Consider the following 23,738-nt stretch of genomic DNA (forward strand, 5'->3'; position numbering starts at 1 on the left):
CCTTCCGGCACCTGCCGGTCAGCTCCGCACACCCGAACCGAAAAGACGCAGTGCCTACCTATTCCTACCGTTGCACCGAGTGCGACACCGCCTTCGACATCCAGCAGGCGTTCACCGACAACACGCTCACGGAGTGCCCCGCCTGCGGCGGCAAGCTGCGCAAGGTCTACTCGTCGATCGGCGTGAGCTTCACGGGCTCAGGCTTCTACCGCAACGACTCGCGCGCCGAGTCCGGCGGCAAGTCCTCGCTGTCCGCCGAAAAGGGCGCCAAGAAGACCGACTCGTCCTCGTCCGAATCGTCCTCGGCCAAGCCGGCCGAGAAGAGCAGTACCCCCGCCGCGTCGACCAGCGGGTCGTCCTCGAGCGGCTCGGGCTCTTCGTCCAGTTCCAGCTCGACGCCCACGCCGGCGCCGAAGGCGTCCTGACCCTCTCCCCGTCTCGTACCCGCACTGCACCAGAAAGCACCCAGCCATGATCAACGGTTTCAAAGAATTCATCATGCGCGGCAACGTCATCGAACTGGCCGTCGCTGTCGTCATCGGTGCCGCATTCACCGGCCTGGTCAACGCGATCGTCACGGGAATCTTCAACCCCCTGATCGCGGCGATCTTCAACGCCGACACCCTGAAGAACTCCCTCACCGTGCCGATCGGCGACGCCGAGCTGTCCTTCGGCCTGGTGCTGGCCGCGTTGATCCAGTTTCTCCTGGTCGCCGCCGTGGTCTACTTCGCGTTCGTGATGCCGCTGAACAAGCTCAAGGAGAACCAGGCCCGCCGCCGTCAGGCCGGTGTGCCGCTGGACCCGAAGAAGAACCCGGTCACCGACCTCGACCTGCTCACCGAGATCCGCGACCTCCTCGCCGCATCCACCGGCGCCCAGACGGTGTCCTCCAGCGCCGCCGCCGCGGCCGCCAAGCGCACCTTCTAACCCCTGCGCACTACGGCACGACCTTGCCGACATGCGGCGAATGGCCCCTTGGATGCGCTCCAAGGGGCCTTTTGCAGCATCTCGGGGATGCGCGGGTCACCGACTTGCCGCAGACTGCCCCTTCGGCGCTCGTGATGTGATGCTTTGCGGCATCTCGGCGGGACGCTCCGGTCGAGACCCCGGGCGGAGCGGCGGCGGGCTACCAGTGCGGCGGCTTGTCCTGGCGCAGCCGGGCGTCGTTCGCGCTCGTCGAAGAGCCGTCGCCCGTGGTCTGCCCGCCCTCTTCGCGGGAGGGCGGTTCGGGGCTGGTGTCGGTGTCCGGCGCAGGCGTCAGTCGGGCCCGGCGGGCGCCGGCCGACTTGACCACCGACTGACGCGGCTCTGCCGATCCGCCCTCGCCGACGGATGCCGCGGGTGCTGTCTCGGGCACTGTCGCGTCCGCGGACCCGACGACGCCGTCGGGCGCCGCCGGGTCAGGCACGGTGCGCCGGACCGTCCGATCCTTCGCCGGGCGTGACGCCCGCGAGGGCGGCGACACGGGCGGCGACGGCATCCGGGTTGCTGAACAGTTCGAAGCTGTGCACGCGCAGGTAGTGCCAGCCCAGGCGGCGCAGCACCTCGGGGCGCAGCCGCAGGGACTCGCGCAGGCTGGCCCGGTTGACCACGGCGTCGGTCTCCACGACCACGGCGCGGCCGGCGTGCGAGGCCGCCAGCGCCAGCTTGCCGCGGTGCCCGAGGGAGACGGTGAGCCCCTTGCGTTCCAGACGGCGGGCGAGGTCGACGAGCATGGCTTCGCGGGCATCCGGCACGGCCACCTCGTTGCGGCGGGCTTCGGTCTCGGTAAGCACCTGCGACAGGGCCAGGATGCCGTGCCGTTGCCGGTCGGCGTCGATGTCGATCGGGCGGAAGCAGGAGACGATGTCCATTGCCCGGCGGGCGCGGGTCATGCCGATCGCGAGAAGACGTTCGCCGCCGGGTTCGCCGAGGGAACCGAAGTTGCTCAGCAGGCGCCCGTGCGGGGTGCGACCGTAGCCGATCGAGAAGATCACTCGGTCGCGGCTCTGCGCCACGGCCTGCTCGAGGGTGAGTACCGTGAACGGTTCGGCGCGGTCCTTGAGGATGAAGTCGCTCAGGTCGGTGCGCTTGGAGAACGCGGCCAGCACCGCCTGGTGCACCCGCACGGCGTGGCGGGCGCTGGCGGTGATCACCATGAGGGATTCGCGGGGTCGTTTGACGGCGTGGTCCATGACCAGGTCGACGACCTTCGCCACCTCGGCGTCAACGCTCTCCACCGCGCCGCTGTCGACGTCGGGCATGCCGTGGCCGCCCTTGACGTAGTTGAGGGTGAGGCTGCCGTGGCCGAGGAAGCTGCCCGCCCAGGGCAGCGAGTCGATCCGGCCGCCGTAGAAACGGTGGTTCACGAGTTCGGCGAGGTCCTCGCCGCCGGCCCGGTAACTGCGGGTCAGCGTGAGAGTGGGCAGCAGTTCGCCCAGCCGGGCCAGCGCGGAGTCGGCGTGCAGGGCGTCGACGTTGGTCTCCTGCGGACTCGGCACCTCTGAGGGCTCGACGATGCCGGTCTCGAAGCCGGACGGCGTCTGGGTGACCGGGTCGCCGAAGGCCACGACCTGCTTGGCGCGGCGGATGGCGCCCACGTTCTCGGCGAGGGTGGTCGCGCCGGCGTCGACGAGGAGCACGGCGTCGAAGGTCATTCTGACGTCGAGCGCGGCGACCTCGTACGGCGAGGCCAGCCAGACCGGGGCGAGCACGCGGCCCAGGTGCGGGGAGACCTCGTTGATGCGGGCCGGGGTGGCGCGGTCGGCGCGCAGCAGCCGGCGCAGCTGGTCGGCTTCTTCGGGCCAGTCGACCACACCGATCTTCCAAGTCTCGGCGAGCAGCCAGGCCAGGATCTGCCCGGTGGTGGAGGCATGCGCCTCGTCGACGAGCTTGAAGTCGGCTTCGAGCCGGTCCAGCACCTGGGTGTTGGCGTTGAGCAGGGCCTTGTCGCCGCCCAACATCACCTCGAGCACGGACTGCCACCAGGCGAGTTCGAGCTCGGCGGCGACATCCTTCTCGGACACGTGGCGCTGGGACAGGTCGGTCATCAGCGGGTCGAGGTTGTGCTCGCGCAGGGTGGCGAGCAGGGCGGTGCGCTCGTGCAGGTTGGCGAGCACCTCACTCTCGGCGGCCAGTCCGGTCATCGTGGAGACGAGTTCACGCAGCGGCCGCGAGACCAGCTGACGCGGGGTTCCGGTGTTGCCCAGCGGCACGTCGAGCTTGCCGAGGTCCTCGGCGACGCGCTGATACGCGACGTGCACGTCGTTGATGCCGACCGGCACCTCCGGGGTGACGCCGGCGGCGGCGTAGCGCTGCCACAGGGTGCGCTGCTGCTGGATGCGCCGCAGGCTCTCGTTCATGTCACTCACGTGCACGCCGGGTCGCAGGTACTCGTCGGCGAGCTTCCGCAGCCGGCGCCGGTTGGCGCTGGTCATCTCGGGTGAGTCGCGGCGGGCGGAGGTGGCGGCGATCAGTTCGGTGAGGGAGCGGTCGAACACGGCGGGCTGGAACTTGTCCAGCGTCTCGCGGATGTCTAGCAGCAGGCGCAGGTAGATGCCCAGCTCGTGCACGGTCTCGAACGGGCGCAACCGGGTCTGACCGATGAGATGACCGGCGCGCTCCAGCAGCCGGGGCAGGTCGGTCTTGCTCAGCCGCTTGGCCAGCTCGTGAGATGCCCCGGCGTCGGCGGTGGAGGTGAAGGAGGCACCGTACCAGGGCGAGTCGCCGGGGCCGTAACGGAACTGGCCGAGGACGGCGGCCTTGATCAGGATCGAGGCGGCGCTGGCCCGGTCGTGGGCCAGACGCTCCAGGGCGACCCTGTCCAGACGGGCGGTCGTCGACGGCGGTGCCGGCAGCTGGGCAAGCCTGGCGAGCTCACCGAGGGCGTCGAGCACCGACACGCCGAGCGCGCCGTCCTTGCGGGTGAGTGCCGACCTGTAGTCCAGCAGCACCTTGCGCAGGCGCACGAGGGCGTCGTCGACGTCGCCGACGCGCGGCTGGGTGCTCTTCTCGTTGCGGGTGATCGACTGGATCAGATCACGGCGCAGGGTGCGCGGGGTGACGGCGACGCCGGGCAGACCCACCTGCACGAGGCGGTGGGCGATGCCGTCGAGGCTGGAGCGGCGGGCGCTGACGACGAGCACGCGCTTGTGCTGGGCGATGAGCGAGCCGATGGCGTTGACGATGGTCTGGGTGCCACCGGTGCCGGGCAGGGTCTTCACGACGAGGGAGTTACCGGCGCTGATCTGGGCGACGACGTTCTCCTGCTCGGCGTCGGCATCCAGCAGCAGCGTGTCGGTGCCGGGCGGGCGCACGTCTTGAGCGATCGGCAGCACCGGGTTGTAGGCCATTTCGATGGCGCGCTTGGCGGTGGGGTTGCCGGCGACGGCGTCGAGCACCGGATGGGTGAGCTTCTGCGCGTCGGTGGCCATGGCCCGGCCGACGTCGGCGAAGGAGGACGCCACCAGGCGGGGCACCACGTTGAACCAGGGCAGGTGCGAGGTGAGGCCGCGCAGCCGGTCGATCACCGGTTGCGGTTTGAACGCCCCGTTGGTCACGGCGAGCGCCACGAACGCGTCGGCGTCGAGGGTGATCTGGAACTGGTCGTGCAACGCCCGCGCCAGTTCGGGGTTGAGGAACGGTGCTCCCTTGAGCTTGAGCTCGAAGTCGCGACCGTAACGGCGGATGGCCAGGGGGCGCAGCAGCACCGGTGCGGTGAAGTCCACGTCACCGTAGCGCCACTGGGCCAGCCCGATCGCGAGGTGCACCGATTCGATCCCCCGCATCGACCGCAGCTCGATGCCCTTCTGGGTGATCTCGTTGGCGGCCAGGCGGGCGTTGCGGAGCGCCAGCTCGTCGCGGATGAGGTTGGAGAGCAGGGTGGTCTTGCCGGTGATGAACTGCGGCAGACCGCCGGGGTGGGTGGCGGACAGCTCGATGCGGGAGCGCGGGCTGTCACCGAAGTGCAGCAGCGGCGAGTGGCCGCCGACGGCGGCGAGTTCGTCACGCCAGCGTTGCCAGGTGGGTTCGGCGATGTTCCCGGCGACCAGCGCCGGGTCTCCCAGGCTCACCGAGTCCGGGGAGGTCGCGAGACGCGAGTCGGCAGACGGCACGTCGGGGTAATCCGACGCGAAGTCGTCATCTTCTGGTTTTCTATCGAGGCGCCACACACCCACACCCTATTTCTCCACCGGCCGGTTCTCGGTTAGGCCACCCGGTTATTTCCCGCATTCGCAGGATTCTCTGCGGATACAGCCGTTTTCGCAGGCGCTATAGCCAGTCCTTGCGTTTGAACACGGCGTAGAGCCCGAATCCCATCGCCACCATCAGGGTGATCGCGAACGGGTAACCGAACTGCCATTTTAGCTCAGGCATGTGAGTGAAGTTCATGCCGTAGATGGTGCCCACCAGGGTGGGGGCGAACAGGATCGCCGCCCAGCTGGAGATCTTCTTCACCTCCTCGCTTTGCGCCAGTCCGGTCTCGCTCAACCGGCGGGTTTCGTCGTTCTGCCGTTGGGCGACGAGGGTGCTGTGCACCGTGAGGGCGTTCTGCAGCAGTTCCCGGAACGCGTCGACACGTTCCACGACCCGGATGGTGTGGTCGAGGACGTCGCGCAGGTGCCTGTGCAGTTCCACGTCCACGCCGTGCTTCTCGAAGCCCTCCTGCAGCGACTCGAGCATGCCGATCAGTGGCTGGGTGGCCCGTTGGAACTCGATGACCTCGCGGGAGAGGTCGTAAATGCGCCTGGACACCGCCTGGTCACCGTCGAAGAGCTGGTCCTCGATCTCGTCGATGTCGTTCTCCAGGCCGGCGACCACCGGCGCATACTCGTCGATCACCTGGTCGAGGATCGCGTAGAGCACCGCCTGCGGCCCGAAGGCGAGGAGGTCCGGGGTGCTTTCCAGCCGGCGGCGCACCGAGGCGAGGTCGGGCGACTCGGCATGCCGGATGGTCACGACGAAGTCGGGACCCACGAAGACGTGCAGCTCGCCGAACTCGACTCGCTCGACGTCGTCGAGGTATCTGGCGGGGCGCAGCACCAGGAAGAGGATGTCGGCGTAGCGTTCGATCTTGGCTCGCTGGTGTCCCTTCAGCGCATCCTCGATGGCGAGGTGGTGCAGGGTGAACTCATCGGCCACGCTCCTGACCTCGTCATCGGTCGGCCGGTACAGTCCGATCCAGGCGAACCCGGCCTTCTCCTTGAGTACCTCGAAGACGTCCTGCAACGTTTCCGGGGTTGCCACCCGAAGGCCATCCACATAGATCGCGTCATCAATCAGCGCCACGGCTGCTCCTCACTCGCCGTACAAGTGTGGCACCGGCGACGGGGTGCGGTGCACCGGCGTCAGTGCGGTTGGCTGCCCTGTCGCTGCGGACCCTCGTGCTTGCGGTAGGTCGGGCTGAAGGAGAGCAGCACCAGACCGACTCCGAGAACCAGCTGGCCGAGCGCCTGGCCGGGCAGCAGTGAGACGGCGCCGCCGGCCAGGATGAAGACGGCCGGCAGCACCCTGTAGACGCGGGCACGCAGGATGGCGGCGCCCAGCAGCATCCAGCCGACCCCGAACACCGCGGCGGTCAACAGCAAGCCGAACGCATAGGAGCCGGGCCGTTCGGCGCCGTCGAGCAGGTCAGGTGCGACCCGGCCCAGGGTGGGGTAGAGAAAGGCCTCCGCCCAGAACTGGCCGCTGATCAGGATGGTGCCGGTGCCGGCCATGATCGCGGCGGAGAAGCCGAACGGGCCGATCTGCTTGGCGTGGCGCTCGTAGATCGCCACCAACGAGAGGATCAGCAGCAGCGCTCCGCCGAGCAGGGCCAGGGACCGCACGGCAAACAGCGGGGTCTGCACGAGTTCGCTGACCGGTTCGCCGGTGAGGCGCATCGCCTGGTCCAGGATGCCGCCGACCAGGAATGCGGCCCCGGCGGCGAGAGTGGACGGCTTCGCCAGACCCTCGAACCTCTTCACTGCAACCTCACCCACCGCGCCTGGAGCCTCGACAGCCCCGCACGCCATCGATTGGGCTGGTCCCGACGATTCTCGCACCGGCCGGGTGGCGGGACAAGGGCCGCCGCCGTCACCCGGGCAGGACGGTCGCCGGCGCTAGGGTGATGGCGTGCCCGATGCCTCTTCCCCCCGCGACCTCGACGGTGTGCGGGACGTGGACCTGTCCACCACCGTGGTGGTGGCGCTGGGCACCCGAGCGGCGGCCCAGGACGGCGACCACCGGGCGCTGGCGAACCTGGTGAGCCGGCTGACCGGCGTCGCCGGCGCATCCATCGCTCTCAGCCAGGTCTGCCCGAACTGCGGACGGTCCGGTCACGGCCCCCTCCGGGTCGAACTCGGCGGCGCGGCGGTGGACTCCCCCACCGTGCACGTGAGCCTGGCCCGGGCCGACGGCCGGCTCGCTCTGGCCGTCACGGCGGCCGGCCCGGTGGGCATCGACCTCGAATCCCTCGGTGCGCTCGCCCGGGCACCCCTGGATGACGTGCTGCTCTCCACGGCCGAAGCGGATGCCGTGGCCGCCCTGCATCCGCGATCGGCCACGGCCGCGGTGACCGCCATCTGGACCGCCAAGGAGGCGGTCCTCAAGGCCGCCGGCGTAGGCCTCAGGGTCGATCCGCGGGACCTCACCATCGCTCGTGCGCCCGACGAAGTGCCCGCCGAACACTCCCCCGATCCGGCCCTGGTCGGCTGGCCGGCTGCACCGTTCCCGCTGAACCAGGTGCACCTGATGGCCGTGGCGGCTCCCGAGGGTCTCGTCGCAACTGTTGCCGTGGTGTGCGCCAGGCGCCCGCGGTTACACCTCGATCGGTGACGATCCTTTCGGGGCGTCCCCGCCGCTCAGAGCGTCCCCGACGTGCCGCAAACGCAACTAGTGAGTGACGCGCGAGAGATCAGGGGGCGGGTTCGAGCGGCGCGGCGGACTGCAGCCGCGGCAGGCTCTTCGCCGACACCCAGCGGGCGATGATCTTGTCGGCGACCCCGGTGCCGGAGGCGATGCGGAAGCTGCCGAGCAGGTCGTCGGTGGTGACGCTGCCGTGCCGGTGGGTGCGGGTGTAGGCGCGCAGGGCGGTGAAGAAGGCCTCGTCACCGATCGCCTGACGCACGGCGTGCAGGGCCAGGGCCCCGCGCTTGTAGACCCTGTCGTCGAACATGTCGTGCGGCCCGGGGTCGGCCACCACGATGTTCTTGGGCAACCGGTCCAGCTCGGCGCGGTGCAGCAGGGCGTTCGCGTGGGCGGTCAGGCCACCGCTGGCCTCGGCCCAGATCCACTCGGCGTAACAGGCGAAGCCCTCGTGCAGCCAGATGTCGGCCCAGCGGGTGAGCGTGAGGCTGTTGCCGAACCACTGGTGCGCCAATTCGTGCGCGATCAGGCGGTCGCTGCCGTGCAGGCCGTCGACGTGGTTGCGGCCGAACACGGCCAGGCCGTGTGCCTCGAGCGGGATCTCGAGGTCGTCGGCGGTGACGATCACGGAGAACGCGGGGAACGGGTACGGGCCGAAGGCCTCGCTGAACACCGTGAGCATCTCGCCGAGCCGGGCGAAGTCCACCGCCACCGGCCGGGCCAGCGCGGGCGGGAAGAACAGGCTGGGCGCCACCGGGGTGGCGGCGATGTCGTGCCGGCGATACCGGCCGATCTGCACGCTGGCGAGGTACGCGGCCATCGGCTCCCGCACGTCGAAGGTCCAGGAGGTGCGCCCTGACCGGGTGCTCTTGGCCACCAGCGGGCCGTTGCTGACCACCGTGTACGGCGCCTCGCAGGTGAGAAGGATGCGGAAGGTGGCCTTGTCGCTCGGGTGGTCGTTGCAGGGGAACCACGACGGCGCCCCGCTGGGCTGACCGGCCACGAGCACACCGTCGGTGAGTTCCTCCCAGCCCAGCTCGCCCCAGTGGCTGCGCACCGGATGCGGCGCCCCCCGATAGCGCACCACCACCTCGAACGTCTCCGCCGCGGCCAGCGGCACGGCGGGAGTGATCACGAGCTTGCGGGCGGCGTGCACCGTCTTCACCGGCGCAACACCGTTGACCGTGACCTTGTCGACGCTCAAGCCGGCCAGGTCGAGACTGAACCGGCCGAGCGCGGTGAGGGCCCGCGCCGTGATCGTGGCGGTCGCGGTCAGCCGGTTCGTGGCGACCCTGTAGTCCAGTTCGAGGTCGTAGTGCGCCACCGTGTAGCCACCATTGCCACTCGCGGGAAGGTAGGGGTCACCCGCGGACGCGGACCCCAGGATGGTGGGTGTGGGCTGCAACATAGGGATCAAGTCTTCCATGGCGGCCGGTGCCACGGCGCAATCGGGTTGCCGGACCAGAGCGAATCGGTGGGCACCCGCTCCCCGCGCATCACCAGCGAACCCGGTCCAACGGTGGCGTGATCGTCGATGCGCGCCGCCGGCAGGATCACACTGTTGGGCCCGAGGGTGCCACCGGCACCGATGTGCACGGTGTCCAGCTGCATGATGCGATCGTGGAACAGGTGGGTCTGCACGACACAGCCGCGGTTGACGCTGCTACCGGCGGCCAGGGTGACCAGGTCCGCCTCCGGCAGCCAGTACGACTCGCACCACACGCCGCGCCCGATCGTGGCGCCCAGCGACCGCAGCCAGAGCGCCAGCCAGGGCGTGCCGGCGGCGTTCTGCGCGAACCAGGGCCGCGCCACCATCTCCACGAAGGTGTCCGACACCTCGTTGCGCCAGATGAACGACGACCAGAGCGGATGCTCGGAGGCGCGGATGCGCCCCACCAGCAACCATTTCGCGGCGGTGGTCAGCGCGGCCGCGACAGCGCCTGCGCCGATCACCACGAAGCCGGAGAGCAGCAGCGCCAGGCCAGGACCGCCGAAAAGCCAGAGGACCTCGAGGGCCACGAGCACGCCGAGGGCGATCCACGCGGAGGCGAACACCGGCACCAGGCGCAGCACCTCCCAGAGGGACCGGGCCAACACCAGCCGCGCCGGCGGGTGGAAGGTGCGGGCCTCGTCGATGTCGGTCACCCGGCGGCGCAGCCGTGTCGGCGGGTTGCCCAGCCAGGAGGAGCCGCGCTTGGCCTTGCGCGGGGTGGACGACAGCACCGCCACGAGGCCGTCCCTCGGCACCGTGCGGCCGGGGCCGGCGATGCCGCTGTTGCCCAGGAACGCCCGGCGGCCGATCTTGGCGCGGCCGATGCGCATCCAGCCGCCGCCGAGTTCGTAGCAGGCGACCATGGTGTCGTCGGCGAGGAACGCGCCGGGCGCGATGGTGGTGAGCGAGGGCACCAGCAGGACCGTGGACGCCTCGACGCCCGGACCGACCTTCGCGCCGAGCAGCCGCAACCAGACCGGGGTGAGCAGGCTGGCGTAGAGCGGGAACAGCAGGGTCCGGGCGCCGTCGAGCAGTCGTTCGGTCATCCACACCTGCCAGCCCACCCGGCTGCGCACCGGGTGGTGGCCCTCGGTCAGGCCCAGGCCCAGCAGGCGCACGGCTCCGATCACGGTGCCGGCGTAGAGCGCTCCGGCGGCGAGCACGGCCGGCGGCACGGCCAGTGCGGCGCGGGCGGCCGCGGCGCCGAGGGTGCCGGCGTCGCCGATCACCACGCCGACGATGAGCACGCCCAGCAGCACCGCCAGGGTGGGAATGGCGGTGAGTCCCACCGAGCCGGCGCCGTAGGCGAGCAGCCAGCGGCGGGCGTTCGCCGGCCGTTCCGCGGGCCAGGAGCGGCGGGCCGAGCCGACCCGGGCGGCCGGTGAGCCGGCCCAGCGCTCGCCCCGTGGCACCCGGCCGGAGACGGCGGAGCCCGGTTCGATCTCGGCACCGTCGCCGATCTTGGCGCCGCCGAGCAGGGTGCTGCGGGAGCCGATCACGGCCTCCGCGCCGATGCGCACCCGGCCGATCCGCAGGGTGTCGCCGTCGAGCCAGTGGCCGGCCAGGTCCACTTCGGGTTCGATCGCGGCGCGCTCGCCGATCGAGAGCAGCCCGGTGACCGGTGGCACCGAGTGCAGGTCGACGCCGGGGGCGATGGTGGCGCCGAGCAGCCGGGCGTAGTAGCTGATCCACGGCGCCCCGGCCAGGCTGGCCGCGTCGACGAAGGTGGCCACCTGTTCGGCCAGCCAGAGCCGCAGGTGCACCGAGCCGCCGCGCGGGTAGTTGCCCGGTTTCACGCCCTGGAGCAGCAGCCGGGCGGCGGCAACGGAGATGCCCATCTTGCCCAGTGGGGTGACCAGCAGCACGAATCCGGCCAGCACCGCCCACCATGACACCGTGGGGGCGAAGGATGCGCCGGCGGCGGCGAGCAGATTGTTGGCCGCGGCCAGGTACACCAGCCACTTGGCGCCCACGAGCAGGTGCAACGGCACGCTGAGCAGGCCCTGCAGCAGCCCGGTGCGGGCCGGGGTGGGCAGCACCTGCCGCGTGGCGCGGGCCACCGTCGGAGTGCGGCCGTCGAGTTCGTCGGCGAGGGAGCCGATCCGCGGGTGGTCGTAGATGTCGCTGATCCGGGTGTTCGGGTGGCGCTCCCGAATCGCGGACACGAATTGGGCCGCCGAGAGGGAGCCGCCGCCGTAGGCGAAGAAGTCGCTGTCGGCGTCGGCGACGGGCACACCGAGGATCGCGGCCCAATGCCCGGCGAGCCAGGCGGCGGTCGGGCTGAGCGCATCCGCGCCGGCCGTCTCGGCGCCGGCCAGGCCGGGCAGCGGCCAGGGCAGGGCGGCACGGTCGACTTTGCCGGAGGTGCGGGTGGGGATGGACTCCACGACGGTGAGCAGCGGCACGAGGGCGGCGGGGAGCGCGACCCGGAGGGCCGCGGTGGCCGCGGGCAGGTCGAAGGCTCCGGCCGCCTCATCGGCGAGCGCGAGGTAACCCACCAGCACCTGGTTGCCGGCCGGGGTGGTCTGCACGACAGCGGCCGCGCCGGCCACGCCGGACAGCGCCTGCAGGGCGGCGTCGATCTCGCCGAGTTCGATGCGCCGGCCGCCGAGCTTGATCTGGTCGTCGGCCCGGCCCACGAACACCAGCCCGGCGGGGTCGAAGCGCACGAGGTCGCCGCTGCGGTAGGCGCGCTCCCAGCCGAGCCCGGCGTGCGGGGCGTACTTCACCGCATCCTGGGTCGCGTCGAGGTACCGGGCCAGGCCGACGCCGCCGATGATCAGTTCGCCGGTCTCGCCGGCCCGCACCCGCTGGCCGGCCGGATCCACCACGGCCAGGCTCCAGCCGTCCAGCGGCAGGCCGATGCGCACGGGGTCGCTGCCGTCGAGCAGGGCGCCGCAGGCCACGACCGTCGCCTCGGTCGGGCCGTAGGTGTTCCACACCTCACGGCCGCGGGCGCTGATGCGGGCGGCCAGCTCGGGCGGGCAGGCCTCGCCGCCGAAGATCACCAGGCGCACATTCTCCAGCGCCTCCTCGGGCCAGAGCGCGGCGAGGGTGGGCACGGTGGAGACCACGGTGATGCCGTGCGCGATGAGCCAGGGGCCGAGGTCGGCGCCGCTCCGCACGAGCGAGCGCGGGGCCGGCACCAGGCAGGCGCCGTTCCGCCAGGCCAGCCACATCTCCTCGCAGGAGGCGTCGAACGCCACCGACAGGCCGGCCAGCACCCGGTCGCCGGGGCCGATGGGTTCGCCGGCCAGGAACAGGCCGGCCTCGGCGTCGACGAACGCCGCCGCCGAGCGGTGGGTCACGGCGACACCCTTGGGCACCCCGGTGGAGCCGGAGGTGAAGATGATCCAGGCGTCGTCGTGCGGGCCCGGCATCGGCTCGCCCCAGTGCGCCAGCGACGGGTCCTCCTCGGCGGACAGGGGCCGCTCGGTGAGCACTCCGGCGTCCAGGCCGTCGCGCACCTCGAACACACCGCCGTCGCCGATGACACCCACGACCCGGGCCTCGCCGAAGACCAGCCGGGCCCGTTCCTCAGGGTCGTCCGCGTCGACGGGCACGTAGGCGGCGCCGACGGTGAGGGTGGCGAGGATCGACAGGTAGAGGTCCCGGGTGCCGGACGGGATGCGGATGCCGACCGTGTCGCCTCGGCGCACCCCGGCCCGGCTCAGCCGCACGGCCTGGTCGTTGACCAGCCGCACCAGCCGCCGGTAGCTCAGGGCCCCGGCGGCGTCCTCGAGGGCCAGGGCGGTGGGGTGCTCCTCCGCGGTGGCCAGCAGGATGTCGATCAGGGTGCGCTCGGGGTGCACCAGATGACCGGCATCCAGCACGCCCTGCTCGTGGCCGGGCGTCGGCGCGGCCGGCAGTGGACGCACGATTGCCGGTGCGACGGTCGAGCCGGCGGACCGGGTGCTGGGATCGGGGTGGAACGAGGTCACGCATACTCCTGTCCGGGCTCGCGAGAATCCGCGATGGCGACAGCCTAGAACGACCGGGTGACCGGCGGGTGAACACGCGTCACACGAGCACATTCTTCGGGCGCATTCCCGTGTCCGGCGGGTTTTTCCCCGCCACCCCTGGTCCCCCGGCGCCCTGCCCGCGTAGCCTTTTGATACCGGATGCGCCTCACGTCTTCGACCGAAAGCCGACCGAATGGATACCTCACCTCTCGTCTGGACCCTGACGGTCCTCGGAATCGTCGGGCTCCTCGCCTTCGACTACGTCTTTCACGTGCGGAAGGCCCACGCCCCCACGCTGAAAGAAGCGGCAATCTGGTCGTCGATTTACGTCGGGATCGCCATCCTCTTCGGCCTTGGCGTCCTGATCATCGGCGGCAGCGCCCCCGGTTTCGAGTACTTCGCCGGGTACATCACCGAAAAGGCGCTCTCGGTCGACAATCTGTTCGTCTTCCTCATCATCATGACGAGCTTCCGCGTGCCCCGGGAGGACCAGCAGAAGGTGCTCTTGTTCGGCATCACGTTCTCGCTCATCGCGCGCACCGGCTTCATCCTCCTCGGCGCCGCCCTGATCAACACCTTTGCCTGGGTGTTCTATTTCTTCGGCCTGATCCTGTTGATGACGGCGGGCAACATGCTCAAACCGGAGAGCTCGGAGTCCAAGTCCGCGGACAACTTCATCGTGCGGGTCGCGCGCAAGGTCTTCCACACCAGCCCGGAGTACGACGGCGACAAACTGTTCACCATCCACGACGGCAGGCGCGCACTGACCCCGATGCTCCTGGTGATGGTCGCCATCGGCGGCACCGACCTCCTCTTCGCGCTCGATTCGATCCCCGCCATCTTCGGCCTCACCCAGGATGTCTACATCGTGTTCACGGCGACGGCGTTCTCGCTCCTCGGCCTGCGTCAGTTGTACTTCCTTCTCGACGGCCTGCTGGACCGGCTGATCTACCTCTCCTTCGGGCTGGCGGCGATCCTCGCCTTCATCGGCGTGAAGCTGATCCTGCACGCCCTGCACGAGAACAACCTGCCGTTCATCAACGGCGGTGAGCCGGTGCCGGTGTTCGAGATCAGCACGGGCGTCTCTCTGACGGTCATCATCGGTGTGCTCCTGGTCACCGTGCTGGCATCGCTGTTCAGCCCGGCGGGCCGGGCGCAAGCGGCCACCGCCAACGCCCGGCGGTACGCAACCGACTACCTGGACCTCGGCTACACCGAGGACCACACCGAACGCATCCGGGTGTACACGGCGCTGCGGGAAGAGGAGGAGTCCATCCATAAACTCGGCCCGAAGTACCGGCAGGCTGTCCAGGACGACGCGGAGCTCGCCGATCTGCTCCGCCGGGCTCACCTCGAACACGACGCCTCGGTGCGCCGGGCCGCCCGCGAGGGCTGACCCCACGCCGGCCCCACCGTGCCGCACACGACGGCCGGTCAGCGGATGCGGGCACGCACGGCGCCGGCCGCGCAAAGGATCACGGCGAGCGCGCCGATCAGCACGAGAGGGTCCAGGTCTTCACCGAGGAGCAGCGCCGCCCACGCGATGGTGAGCACCGGTTGCAGAAGCTGGATCTGGCTCACCCGGGCGATCGGCCCGATGGCCAGGCCCCGGTACCAGGCGAAGAAGCCCAGGAACATGCTCACCCCGGCGAGGTAGGCGAAGGCCAGCCAGGCCGACGCATCAGCCGCGGGCCGGCCGGAAGCGAGTCCGGCCAGCATCAGCGGCACCATCACCGGCAGCGCCACGACCAGCGCCCAGCAGATGGTCTGCCAGGAACCCAGCTCGCGGGCCAGTAGCGCGCCCTCTCCGTAGCCGATCGCCGCGAGCACCACGGCCGCCACCAACAACAGGTCGGCCGGCTGCAGGCTGCTGAGCCCGCCCGCGGTGAGCGCCACGAATCCGACCACGGCCACCACGCCGAGTCCGCTGGCCAGCCAAAAGCGAGGTGTGGGCCGTTCCCTGGCTCGCACGACAGCGACCACCGCGGTGGCGGCGGGGAGAAGGCCGATCACCACGGCGCCGTGCGCGGCCGGCACGCTCTGCAGGGCGAAGGAGGTGAGGATGGGGAAGCCCGCGATGACGCCGGCCCCCACCACGGCCAGCCGCCCCCATTGGCTGCCCCGGGGAAGACGCTGCCGGAGCACGGCGAGCACAGCGATGGCGAGAATGCCGGCTCCGACGGCGCGGCCGGCACCGACGAACAGCGGGTCGAGCTGGGCCACGGCCACCCGGGTGAGCGGCAGGGTGAACGAGAAGGCCAGCACGCCCAGCAGCCCGAAGACCAGGCCGGCGGCGGGCGACGCTTCCGGTGGCGATAGCGCTGGCGGCGCAGAGTCGATAGCGCTATTCTGTATTTTCATGCAAGAGGATAGCACCCGAGCGGGTTCCGCGGACAACGAATCGGCGCACCTCGCCATCGAACGCCGTCTGCGGGACCTGGTCGCCAGCCGGCCGGCCGGCGACCGGTTGCCCTCCACCCGCAGCCTGGTGCTCGACCATGCCGCCAGCCCGCTCACTGTGCAGCGCGCGCTGCAGCGGCTGGTGCTCGAGGGCCTGGTGGAGACCCGACCGGGCGCGGGAAGCTTCGTGGCGCGGCCGCATGCCGTGCACCGGGCCGACTTCGGCTGGCAGACCACGGCGCTCGGCGCGGCCCGCACCGGTGCCGACGCGATCGGCACCGCCATGGCGAGCGCCGGACCGGGCGTGATCGCCCTGCACTCCGGGTACCCGGCCGAGGAGCTGCTGCCCACCCGGCTGGTGCGCACCGCCCTGGTCCGCGCGGCTCGTACCGGCACCGCCGTCGACCGGGCCCCGATTTCGGGGTTGCCGGAGCTCCGCAGCTGGTTTGCGGCGGAACTGGCACCGGTCGGCGCCTCCGCCGCCGCCCCGCCGGCCGCCGACGACGTGGTCATCACCCCGGGCGGCCAGAGCGCGCTGTCGTCGATCTTCCGGGCGCTGGCCGTTCCGGGCGACGCTATCGTGATGGAGTCCCCTACCTACTGGGGCGCCATGGCCGCCGCCCGGCAGGCCGGGTTGCGCATCGTGCCTATCTCCCGCGGCGCCGGTGCCCCCGCGGCCGCCGACCTCGACGACGCCCTGGGCGCCAGCGGGGCCCGCCTGTTCTACGCGCAGCCGCACTTCGCCAATCCCACCGGCGCGTTGTGGAGCAGCGCCGATCGCAGTGCCATCACCGCGGTCCTCCGCGCCCGCGGCGCATACCTGATCGAGGACGACTGGGCGCATGATTTCGGCATCGAAGCGGAGGTGGCCACCCTCGCCGCCGACGACGCCGATGGCCACATCGTCTACGTGCGCTCGCTCACCAAGAGTCTCTCCCCCGCCATCCGGGTCGCGGCGGTCGTGGCCCGCGGCCCCGCCCTGGCCCGGATCCAGGTGGACCGCACCGTGGACGACCTGTATGTCAGCGGGATCCTGCAGGCGGCGGCGGTCGATGTGCTCACCGACCCGGGCTGGCGCAGCCACCTCACCCGGTTGCGTGGGTCGCTGCGCGGCCGCCGCGACGAGCTGGCCCGGCAGGTGCGCGGACAGCTGGGCGCGGACGCCCTTGAGCTGGTGCCCAGGGGCGGGCTGAACCTGTGGGTGCGCGCTGCCGACGGGGTGGACGTGGCCGACCTGGCCCGGCGCAGTCGCGCCGAGGGGGTGCTGTTCTCCCCCGGCGGCGACTGGTTCCCGGCCGAGCCGACCGGTTCCTTCTTCAGGCTGAACTACTCCCGCGCCCGCCCAGAGCTCTTCGAGGCCGCCGTGGCGACCATCGCCGGACTGCTGCCCTAGGCCAGCCGGTCGGCGGCGGCGAGCCACTCGGCCCAGAACAGTTTCCACCGCTCGGCCTCGTCGAACGACGCCACCTTGTCGTGCGTCACGCCCAGCCGCAGCCGCCCGTCGGGCAGCAGGTCGGTGGAGAACAGGATCGACCCCAGCGGCTCGTCTGCACGCGCGAGGGTGAATCGCAGTGCCTTCGACGCCGGCTTCGAGCGCAGCACCAGGTCGAGACCGGGAAACAGATCGGCGCGGGCACCCTCGTCGAGCAGCCGTTCGCGCACCACGTCGCGGTCCAGTGCCAGCACCCGGGTGCGGCTCACGCTGAAGCTGCCGTCGGGCATCTGGCCGGGCAGCCTCAGGCCGGTGATGCGTTCGTAACCCACGGTCACGCCCTGCGCCCACCAGCCGTCCACGCCGTGCGCGGCGTGCACCCAGGCGGCGATGGCGGTGTGCCCGGCCTGGCGGCCGGGGCCGTCGTCGATGAGATCGACCCACTGCTCCCACGCATGCCCGGTGTTCTCGAGGATCGCGTCGTCGGTCTGCACGGGCTCGGCCGCCCAGACTCGGGTGCGTGTGAAGGTTTCGTGTTCGGTCATCGGGACTCCTGTGCTCGGCACGACAATACTGGGTGTCTTCTGCCAGGTCCGACACCGGGCACGCCGGGCGATGTGAGGGGCGCGCGGAGTCCCTAGACTGAGAGCGAAGGGGGCATTTTCGGATGAGCAAGAACAAGAGCGACGAACCGCGCGACGAGTTCGACCGTATCCAGATACCCGAGTTTCTGGCCCGGCCTTTCGAGCGCCTCGCCGGCGGACCGGGCGTCGGCACGCCCATCGGGCCCAGCCCCAGAGACCGGTCGGACGGCAACACGACGGTCGACGGTGACACGGATGCCGATCTCCCCGAGGACCTCGACGACACCGAGCCGGCACCGCGTCAGTGGTGGGCAGGGTACAAGGGCAAGCTGCTGCTCTACGGCGCGGGCACCCTCGTCATGGTCTTCCTGCAGTCCCGCGGCTAAGCAGCACGGTACGCCGACTACATCGCCGGTAGTACCCGGGTTCATCCGTCCAGGGGATGTCTGCGAACCCTTGTTTCGCGACGATGGAGGTACCGATCCCGTTCACCCGATCGGCAGCCGCCCGTCGAGAGGAACCCCATGACCACGATCCTGCACACCCGTCCCGCCCACCGGTCCCTGCGCCCCATCGTCATGACGGCGACCCTGGTCATGGTGTCGGCCGGCACCCACGGTCCCGCTGACGTGCCCGCCGGCCCGCCCGTGGCCGTCGACCGGGTGCCTGCCCACTCCCTCGACCGGATTGCGCTGTGGGCGGCCCAGCCGGCCGGGATCAACCGCGCGGCGTAAACCACCGCCTGAGGGACCGTGGGGCTGCCCCGATCAGGGCCCGACCAGCAGAAGTAACACCTCATAGGTCAGATAGACCGGCCAGACGATGGCCTGCAGCAAGCCCAGGATGAAGCCCCAGAACGATCCGTCCGACGTGGAGACGAAGTAGATGGCCGCTCCGACGTAGGCCAGAAGGAAAAAGAAGCCCCACCCCCCGTCTCCCACCGTCACGTTGCCACGACCGTCCGATGCCATCAGACCCTCCACTCCCGTGAGAACTCGCTGACTACCCGATGGCACCCAGGCTAACCGTGCTGACCACGGAGCGATACCGCCGCAGAGCGGCCGCCGGGTCCGATCGGATCGTCAGCAAACGGCATCGGCGCGCAGGGAGCCCGCACGGCGACATCGCCGTGTACGCGATAGTGAGGGGATGCAGATCTACTCCGACTACGCCGCCCATCGCTCCCGTCAGGTCGCGGTCGACGTGATCGCCGTCGCCGCAATCGCCGCATGGATCGGGCTCGGCGCTTTCGTCTACTCGCTGGTGATCGACCTCGCCCGGTTCGGCGAGCAGATGGAGTCCGCCGGCTCCGACTTCTCGACCACGATGACTGACATCGGCGACAGGTTCGGCGGTATGCCGCTCATCGGCGGCGGCATCCGGGCACCGTTCGAGGCGGCCAGCGGCGCGGGCCAGAGCCTGGAGGCGGCCGGCCGCAGCCAGCAGGAGGCCGTGCTGAATCTCGCCGTCGGCCTGGGGTGGGGAATCGCCGTCGTGCCTGTCGCGACGATCCTGCTGTTCTGGCTCGTACCCCGCCTCCGGTTCACGCGGCGGGCGGCCACGACACGGCGGCTGGTTCGCGCAGGCATCACCGTGGACCTGTTCGCGCTGCGGGCCCTGACGAATCAGAAGCTGTCGGTGTTTGCGGCGGTCGACGCCGACCCCGTGTCCGCGTGGCGCCGGGGCGACCCCGAGGTGATGCGCTCACTCGCCGCACTGGAGCTCAAGGCCTCGGGGGTGCGCATCCGCTGAGGCACCATCCGTGCCCGGGACCGCGTGGTGCTGGCGGCTGCCGCCGGTGCGGGCGAGGATGGTCCCATGGTCGCAAGTCTCACGGATGTCGCTCGGGAACTGTACGGGCTCCGGCCCCAGGACTTCACGGCCGCGCGCAATGCCAGGGCACAGGAGCTGAAATCTTCGGATGCCGCTCTCGCCAAGCAGGTCGCGGTCATGAAGAAACCCTCTCCTGCGGCCTGGGTGGTCAACCTCCTCGCCCGGGAGAACATCGACGACCTCGCTGCGCTCCTCGACCTCGGCGAGCAGATGCGCACAGCGCAGGAGCATCTCGAGCGGGACGCGCTCAGGCGGCTCGGCGGCGAGCGCCGAGTCGCCATCGCCGCCCTCGCCGCTGCGGGCACGGACCTCGCCACCGGCCTCGGTCACCCGCCCACGGCGAGCGTGGTCGACGAGGTCGAGCAGACCCTTCAGGCCGCGACGACCGATTCGGCGGCCGCCGCGGCGATCGCGAGCGGACTGCTGGTCAAGCCGTTGCGGGCGGTCGGTTATGAGCCCGTCGACCTGGACGGTGCCGTGGCCGTGTCTGATCCGGAGTCGTGGCCGGCGCCTCGGGGCCGTTCCCGCGGCGCGGCAGTGCCGGATCCGGTTCAACTCGCCGATGTCCGCCGCCGGAAGGAGGCCAGGCGGGAAGCGGAACGTCTGGAGCGCGATGCGGACGTCGCCGAGGCGGAAGTCGACGCCCTTGACCGTCGCGCCCACCGGCTCACGCTTCGCCGGACCAGCCTCGAGGCCGAGATGGCGGAGCTTCGGGAACAGCTGGATACGGCCTCCGCGGCGCTCGCCTCCGTCGTCGCCGACGAGAGCGCCCTGGCGGACGCCCGCGCCCAGGCGCACACCGCTGTGGAGGACTCCAGAACCCGCGCCCGCGACGCACGCGGGGTCGCCGACTCCCTCGAGGAGGGCGACTGATCCGGCCGGCGGCGCCGCTGACCCTCGCGGCACGCCGTCGTCCCGCCGTCCCGGATGTCCTCGTCTGCTGGCAGCGAACGGCGCCCACAGTCCCATCCGACGGACGTACGCTCTGGTGCCATGAACGATATCCCGGCGATGGATGACGACGGGCTGCTCGACGCCTACTCGAGAACCGTCGCGGCCGTGGCCACGCGGGTGCTGCCCAGCGTGGCCAGTGTCTCGGTGCGCAGTTCCCAGGGAGCGGGAGCGGGCAGCGCGAGTGTCATCACCGACGATGGATTCCTCCTCACCAGCGCCCATGTCGTCGCCGGCGCCGACACCGCTGACGTCGGGTTCGCCGACGGCACCGGCAGCCGGGTCGACGTCGTCGGCCGCGACACCCTCTCCGATCTGGCCGTGCTGCACGCGCGCGATGCCACCCCGCCGCCGGTGCGGTTCGGCGACGCCGCACGGTTGCGCGTCGGCCAGGTGGTGGTGGCCCTGGGCAATCCGCTGGGTCTGGCCGGCAGCGTCACCGCCGGGATTGTCTCGGCGCTCGGCCGGTCGCTCCCCACCCGGTCCGGGCGGGTCATCGACGAGGTGATCCAGACCGATGCCGCCCTCAACCCGGGCAACAGCGGCGGGGTGCTGGCCGACAGCACCGGGCGCATGGTCGGGGTCAACACCGCGGTGGCGGGCATCGGGGTGGGGCTGGCGGTGCCGATCAATGTGAGCACCCGGGCGATCATCACAGCGCTGATGACCACCGGGCGGATGCGCCGGGCCTGGCTGGGCATCGCCGGCGCCCAGGTGCCGCTGCCACCGACCTTGGCGGCCCGGATCGGCTCACCGACCGGCCTACGGGTGGCGGCGGTGTCCCCGGGCAGCCCGGCGGCCGAGGCGGGGCTGCACCGCGGCGACATCGTGGTCGAACTGGCCGGACAACCCGTGGTCACGGCCACGGCAGTGCAGCAGCTGATGGTCGAGGCCGCGATCGACACACCCATCGAGATCACGGTCTGGCGCAATGGCGCCCTGGTCGACGCGATCACCGTGCCGCGGGAACTCCAGGAGTCCTGACCCGGCCCAGCACTGCCGGTCGATCAGGCCGCGGCGAACCGCTTTGCCGAGCGGGCCCTGGCCTTGTCCGCCTCCACCTCGCGGTTCTTGGGCGGAGCGGTCGTGACCAGGTCCTCCAGCAGGTGCCGCGAGATGTGGGCGATCTCCTCGACCGCACGGTTGAAGGCCGCCTCGTTGGCCTTCGACGGCTTGGTCGACCCGCTGATCTTCCGCACGAACTGCAGCGACGCCGCATACACCTCGTCGTCGGTGGCGGCAGGTTCAAAATTGTGAAGCTGATGAATGTTCCGACACATACTTCGAGGGTACCCAGCCGGGCCCGGCCGCGGAAGTGCGAGAAAGTGTTGCGCGAAGAGCGGATTGCCCGCTACGGTGATGCCTACGCCATACGACGAAAGGAGCCCCGCGTGATTACTCAGAAGATTGCATTCGCATTCCGTACCGCCGCCGGCTTCGTCGGCGTCTTCACCGCCTGATCGGCCAGTAGGTAACCCACCGGTCCAGACGGTGGTGACGCTCTCGAAGCCCGACCAGGCAGCATCCGCATTCGGTGCATCCCGTACCCTCTGCATCCGTCTGCCCGGGTCACTCACCCCGTGAGCGGCGCGCACTCCGCGCGTCGCCCTCGTGCCGCCGTGCGCGGCCACCCTTCATTCGGCGAGCCCGAACGCTCTTCCAGGGCGCCCGGATTCGCGAACCGTCCTCTTTAAGGAACGCATCATCATGAATACGCAACTGGCGCCCGTTCCGGGCCGCCACGATCACCCACCCCAACCCGTTCGCTCGCCCGAGACGCACCCGGTGCGCCGCGTCGGCCTGATCGATCGCGCTGCCATGCACCTCGGTGTCGCGCTGATCCGCTGGGGTCGCCGGCCCGTCAGGGCTCGTCGCCGGGAACGTCCCGCTCTCGCTCCCGAGTCGATCTCGGCCCGCCGGGAATTGGACCGGGTTCGAGACGAGCATCTGGTCCTGAAGCTGACCCAGTTCCGGTGACCGGTGCCCCCACGTGGCATCCCGACCGCGTGACGCGGGTGCCGCGCCGGTGTGCGGGTGGCGCGCCACCCGCACACCGGCGCCTGACCCGCCTCACCCGTCAAGCCGGCGACGGAGGCGCTCAGCCGCGCGGTGCCGCGTCCAGTCCGGCCCGCCACTGGGCGAGCAGGCGCGCGACGCTGCGGCTGTGCGCCCACGGCACCTCGGGCGCCTCGGTCCGCCCGTCCAGCAGGGCCAGCGACACGGCATCGGCTTCTGCCGCGAACGGGTCCACCGTCGGCACCTCCACCAGTCGGTCACGGCCATCCGCCCGCACGAGGAACGACGCGGCCGAGTCGCTGCGGCTGCCGAACACATCGGCCAGCTCGATGACCCCGGCGCTCCCGCTGAGCCTCGCCGACCGCGGCAGCTCGGCGACGATGGAGCACTCCGCCTCCGCGGAGAATCCCGCCGCGGCGATGGTCGCGCTGGCGTGCTCGTCCACGCCGGTGTCGCCGACTTCGCCCGTGACGCCGGTGACCGTCAGCTCTGCCGGGTCCACGCCGGCGGCAGCGGCAAGTGCCACCGCGAGCGATACGGGGTAGCCGCCCACGTCGAGGATCGCGCCGCCGGCCAGCTCCGGATCGAACAGGCGTCCCGATCGCTGCCCCGCCGCGAAACCGAACGAGGCGACCAGCTGCAACGAAGTGCCCACCTCCCGGTTGGCGACGGCGGCGTCCAGGGCCCGGGCGAACGGTCCGAACCGGTGCTTGTACGCCTCCACGAACGGCAGAGCGGAGGCCGCGGCCTGGTCCAGGACCCGTTCGACCTCCGCCACGGTCGGCGCCACCGGCTTCTCGCACAGCACCGCCTTGCCGGCTCGCAGCGCCGCCACGGCGAGGTCCGCGTGGGTCGTGTTCACCGTGGAGATGTACACGGCGTCGATGTCGTCCCGGGAGAGGAGCTCCTCGTAGGTACCGGTGACGGGCGCCCCGTACGTGGCCGCGAAGGCGGCCGCCCGCTCGGGATTGGTGCTACCGACAGCGTGCAGAGTGCCGTGAGCCGAGCCGGGCAGAGCCCGGGCGAACCAGCCGCCGATATCGCCAGGTCCTAGGATTGCCCACCGCGTAGTCTTCATTCCTCGAAGGTACCAACCTTCCGCGACGAACTTTCCCCGGTGAGGGAGCTGAAACTGGTGCGGCGGTGCGGGGTGCCCCTGGAGGGACTCGAACCCCCAACCCTTTCCTTAGGACGGAACTGCTCTTCCATTGAGCTACAGAGGCTGACCGGGAAAGTTTAGCCGT

Annotated in this window: 22 protein-coding genes and 1 tRNA gene; 11 read left to right on the forward strand and 12 right to left on the reverse strand. The window is 70.8% G+C overall.

Going from position 1 to position 23,738, the window contains the following annotated elements; translation table 11 throughout:
• Positions 1 to 50: 50 nt before the first annotated feature.
• Both RCH12_RS07465 and mscL read left to right on the forward strand, forming a co-directional pair.
• Positions 51 to 425: an FmdB family zinc ribbon protein gene (locus RCH12_RS07465; RefSeq protein WP_327016508.1), complete on the forward strand. Its 375-nt coding sequence runs from the start codon at positions 51 to 53 to the stop codon at positions 423 to 425.
• 46 nt (positions 426 to 471) lie between these two features.
• Positions 472 to 927 (forward strand): large conductance mechanosensitive channel protein MscL, encoded by a 456-nt coding sequence (mscL, locus tag RCH12_RS07470; RefSeq protein WP_327016509.1) that lies wholly within the window; start codon positions 472 to 474, stop codon positions 925 to 927.
• Positions 928 to 1,126: 199 nt separating this feature from the next.
• Here the strand turns inward: mscL and RCH12_RS07475 are convergent, their stop codons facing one another.
• The 4 genes from RCH12_RS07475 to RCH12_RS07490 form a co-directional block, all read right to left on the reverse strand.
• A complete protein-coding gene (locus RCH12_RS07475; RefSeq protein WP_327016510.1) occupies positions 1,127 to 1,408 on the reverse strand; it encodes a hypothetical protein in 282 nt (93 codons plus the stop codon).
• Entirely contained in the window at positions 1,401 to 5,150 is a 3,750-nt protein-coding gene (locus tag RCH12_RS07480) for an AAA family ATPase (protein WP_327016511.1), read from the reverse strand. Before RCH12_RS07480 ends, RCH12_RS07475 begins: the two co-directional genes overlap by 8 nt.
• A gap of 100 nt (positions 5,151 to 5,250) precedes the next feature.
• Entirely contained in the window at positions 5,251 to 6,267 is a 1,017-nt protein-coding gene (locus RCH12_RS07485; RefSeq protein ID WP_103432302.1) for a magnesium and cobalt transport protein CorA, read from the reverse strand.
• A 59-nt stretch (positions 6,268 to 6,326) separates the two neighbouring features.
• The gene (locus RCH12_RS07490) at positions 6,327 to 6,944 is read right to left on the reverse strand and encodes a hypothetical protein (RefSeq protein ID WP_133163873.1); all 618 of its coding nucleotides are present in this window, start codon (positions 6,942 to 6,944) and stop codon (positions 6,327 to 6,329) included.
• A gap of 148 nt (positions 6,945 to 7,092) precedes the next feature.
• Between RCH12_RS07490 and RCH12_RS07495 the strand changes: the two genes are divergently transcribed.
• The gene (locus RCH12_RS07495) at positions 7,093 to 7,794 is read left to right on the forward strand and encodes a 4'-phosphopantetheinyl transferase family protein (RefSeq protein ID WP_327016512.1); all 702 of its coding nucleotides are present in this window, start codon (positions 7,093 to 7,095) and stop codon (positions 7,792 to 7,794) included.
• 79 nt (positions 7,795 to 7,873) lie between these two features.
• Here the strand turns inward: RCH12_RS07495 and RCH12_RS07500 are convergent, their stop codons facing one another.
• Together RCH12_RS07500 and RCH12_RS07505 are read right to left on the reverse strand one after the other, a co-directional pair.
• The gene (locus RCH12_RS07500) at positions 7,874 to 9,232 is read right to left on the reverse strand and encodes a M1 family metallopeptidase (RefSeq protein ID WP_327016513.1); all 1,359 of its coding nucleotides are present in this window, start codon (positions 9,230 to 9,232) and stop codon (positions 7,874 to 7,876) included.
• Positions 9,233 to 9,237: 5 nt separating this feature from the next.
• Positions 9,238 to 13,257 (reverse strand): Pls/PosA family non-ribosomal peptide synthetase, encoded by a 4,020-nt coding sequence (locus RCH12_RS07505; protein ID WP_442784567.1) that lies wholly within the window; start codon positions 13,255 to 13,257, stop codon positions 9,238 to 9,240.
• Positions 13,258 to 13,471: 214 nt separating this feature from the next.
• Here RCH12_RS07505 and RCH12_RS07510 point away from each other — a divergent pair, with 214 nt between their 5' ends.
• Positions 13,472 to 14,674 carry a TerC family protein gene (locus RCH12_RS07510; protein ID WP_327016514.1) on the forward strand — a complete coding sequence of 401 codons (1,203 nt, stop codon included), beginning with the start codon at positions 13,472 to 13,474 and terminating at the stop codon, positions 14,672 to 14,674.
• A 38-nt stretch (positions 14,675 to 14,712) separates the two neighbouring features.
• Here RCH12_RS07510 and RCH12_RS07515 read toward each other — a convergent pair whose 3' ends face one another.
• A complete protein-coding gene (locus RCH12_RS07515) occupies positions 14,713 to 15,639 on the reverse strand; it encodes a DMT family transporter (protein ID WP_327016515.1) in 927 nt (308 codons plus the stop codon).
• Here RCH12_RS07515 and RCH12_RS07520 point away from each other — a divergent pair.
• Complete coding sequence (locus RCH12_RS07520) at positions 15,638 to 17,071, forward strand: aminotransferase-like domain-containing protein (protein ID WP_327016516.1); 1,434 nt, start codon at positions 15,638 to 15,640, stop codon at positions 17,069 to 17,071. The two genes, RCH12_RS07515 and RCH12_RS07520, sit on opposite strands and share 2 nt — an antisense overlap.
• On the opposite strand, the gene RCH12_RS07525 is transcribed toward RCH12_RS07520, so the two are convergent.
• Positions 17,068 to 17,655, reverse strand: a complete 588-nt coding sequence (locus RCH12_RS07525) for a hypothetical protein (protein WP_327016517.1) — start codon at positions 17,653 to 17,655, stop codon at positions 17,068 to 17,070. The two genes, RCH12_RS07520 and RCH12_RS07525, sit on opposite strands and share 4 nt — an antisense overlap.
• A gap of 122 nt (positions 17,656 to 17,777) precedes the next feature.
• On the opposite strand from RCH12_RS07525, the gene RCH12_RS07530 reads away from it, so the two are divergent.
• The gene (locus tag RCH12_RS07530) at positions 17,778 to 18,080 is read left to right on the forward strand and encodes a hypothetical protein (protein ID WP_327016518.1); all 303 of its coding nucleotides are present in this window, start codon (positions 17,778 to 17,780) and stop codon (positions 18,078 to 18,080) included.
• 138 nt (positions 18,081 to 18,218) lie between these two features.
• Positions 18,219 to 18,428, forward strand: coding sequence for a hypothetical protein (locus tag RCH12_RS07535; RefSeq protein ID WP_103430978.1), 210 nt, complete (start codon positions 18,219 to 18,221; stop codon positions 18,426 to 18,428).
• 33 nt (positions 18,429 to 18,461) lie between these two features.
• Here the strand turns inward: RCH12_RS07535 and RCH12_RS07540 are convergent, their stop codons facing one another.
• Positions 18,462 to 18,665, reverse strand: a complete 204-nt coding sequence (locus tag RCH12_RS07540; RefSeq protein WP_088457014.1) for a hypothetical protein — start codon at positions 18,663 to 18,665, stop codon at positions 18,462 to 18,464.
• A gap of 178 nt (positions 18,666 to 18,843) precedes the next feature.
• On the opposite strand from RCH12_RS07540, the gene RCH12_RS07545 reads away from it, so the two are divergent.
• From RCH12_RS07545 to RCH12_RS07555, 3 genes are all read left to right on the forward strand, one after another.
• Positions 18,844 to 19,446, forward strand: a complete 603-nt coding sequence (locus tag RCH12_RS07545; protein WP_327016519.1) for a hypothetical protein — start codon at positions 18,844 to 18,846, stop codon at positions 19,444 to 19,446.
• 66 nt (positions 19,447 to 19,512) lie between these two features.
• Positions 19,513 to 20,400, forward strand: a complete 888-nt coding sequence (locus tag RCH12_RS07550; RefSeq protein WP_327016520.1) for a hypothetical protein — start codon at positions 19,513 to 19,515, stop codon at positions 20,398 to 20,400.
• A gap of 120 nt (positions 20,401 to 20,520) precedes the next feature.
• Positions 20,521 to 21,462, forward strand: coding sequence for a S1C family serine protease (locus RCH12_RS07555; protein WP_327016521.1), 942 nt, complete (start codon positions 20,521 to 20,523; stop codon positions 21,460 to 21,462).
• 23 nt (positions 21,463 to 21,485) lie between these two features.
• Here the strand turns inward: RCH12_RS07555 and RCH12_RS07560 are convergent, their stop codons facing one another.
• Positions 21,486 to 21,758: a DUF2277 domain-containing protein gene (locus RCH12_RS07560; RefSeq protein ID WP_103430974.1), complete on the reverse strand. Its 273-nt coding sequence runs from the start codon at positions 21,756 to 21,758 to the stop codon at positions 21,486 to 21,488.
• Positions 21,759 to 22,185: 427 nt separating this feature from the next.
• Between RCH12_RS07560 and RCH12_RS07565 the strand changes: the two genes are divergently transcribed.
• A complete protein-coding gene (locus tag RCH12_RS07565) occupies positions 22,186 to 22,455 on the forward strand; it encodes a hypothetical protein (RefSeq protein ID WP_327016522.1) in 270 nt (89 codons plus the stop codon).
• A gap of 121 nt (positions 22,456 to 22,576) precedes the next feature.
• On the opposite strand, the gene RCH12_RS07570 is transcribed toward RCH12_RS07565, so the two are convergent.
• Together RCH12_RS07570 and RCH12_RS07575 are read right to left on the reverse strand one after the other, a co-directional pair.
• Positions 22,577 to 23,572: a Gfo/Idh/MocA family protein gene (locus RCH12_RS07570; RefSeq protein ID WP_327016523.1), complete on the reverse strand. Its 996-nt coding sequence runs from the start codon at positions 23,570 to 23,572 to the stop codon at positions 22,577 to 22,579.
• Between the two features lie 73 nt (positions 23,573 to 23,645).
• Positions 23,646 to 23,717: transfer RNA gene (locus tag RCH12_RS07575), tRNA-Arg, on the reverse strand.
• Positions 23,718 to 23,738 lie beyond the last annotated feature (21 nt).

The sequence above is a fragment of the Cryobacterium sp. MP_3.1 genome, from assembly GCF_035984795.1.
GTDB classification, from domain to species: domain Bacteria; phylum Actinomycetota; class Actinomycetes; order Actinomycetales; family Microbacteriaceae; genus Cryobacterium; species Cryobacterium zongtaii.

Bases quoted from the DNA above. Each gene is read 5' to 3' on its own strand.
- mscL (WP_327016509.1), top strand. From the start codon at position 472: ATGATCAACGGTTTCAAAGAATTCATCATGCGCGGCAACGTCATCGAA.
- RCH12_RS07500 (WP_327016513.1), bottom strand. From the start codon at position 9,232: ATGTTGCAGCCCACACCCACCATCCTGGGGTCCGCGTCCGCGGGTGAC.
- RCH12_RS07510 (WP_327016514.1), top strand. From the start codon at position 13,472: ATGGATACCTCACCTCTCGTCTGGACCCTGACGGTCCTCGGAATCGTC.
- RCH12_RS07520 (WP_327016516.1), top strand. From the start codon at position 15,638: ATGCAAGAGGATAGCACCCGAGCGGGTTCCGCGGACAACGAATCGGCG.
- RCH12_RS07515 (WP_327016515.1), bottom strand. From the start codon at position 15,639: ATGAAAATACAGAATAGCGCTATCGACTCTGCGCCGCCAGCGCTATCG.
- RCH12_RS07525 (WP_327016517.1), bottom strand. From the start codon at position 17,655: ATGACCGAACACGAAACCTTCACACGCACCCGAGTCTGGGCGGCCGAG.
- RCH12_RS07530 (WP_327016518.1), top strand. From the start codon at position 17,778: ATGAGCAAGAACAAGAGCGACGAACCGCGCGACGAGTTCGACCGTATC.
- RCH12_RS07535 (WP_103430978.1), top strand. From the start codon at position 18,219: ATGACCACGATCCTGCACACCCGTCCCGCCCACCGGTCCCTGCGCCCC.
- RCH12_RS07540 (WP_088457014.1), bottom strand. From the start codon at position 18,665: ATGGCATCGGACGGTCGTGGCAACGTGACGGTGGGAGACGGGGGGTGG.
- RCH12_RS07545 (WP_327016519.1), top strand. From the start codon at position 18,844: ATGCAGATCTACTCCGACTACGCCGCCCATCGCTCCCGTCAGGTCGCG.
- RCH12_RS07550 (WP_327016520.1), top strand. From the start codon at position 19,513: ATGGTCGCAAGTCTCACGGATGTCGCTCGGGAACTGTACGGGCTCCGG.
- RCH12_RS07555 (WP_327016521.1), top strand. From the start codon at position 20,521: ATGAACGATATCCCGGCGATGGATGACGACGGGCTGCTCGACGCCTAC.
- RCH12_RS07560 (WP_103430974.1), bottom strand. From the start codon at position 21,758: ATGTGTCGGAACATTCATCAGCTTCACAATTTTGAACCTGCCGCCACC.
- RCH12_RS07565 (WP_327016522.1), top strand. From the start codon at position 22,186: ATGAATACGCAACTGGCGCCCGTTCCGGGCCGCCACGATCACCCACCC.
- RCH12_RS07570 (WP_327016523.1), bottom strand. From the start codon at position 23,572: ATGAAGACTACGCGGTGGGCAATCCTAGGACCTGGCGATATCGGCGGC.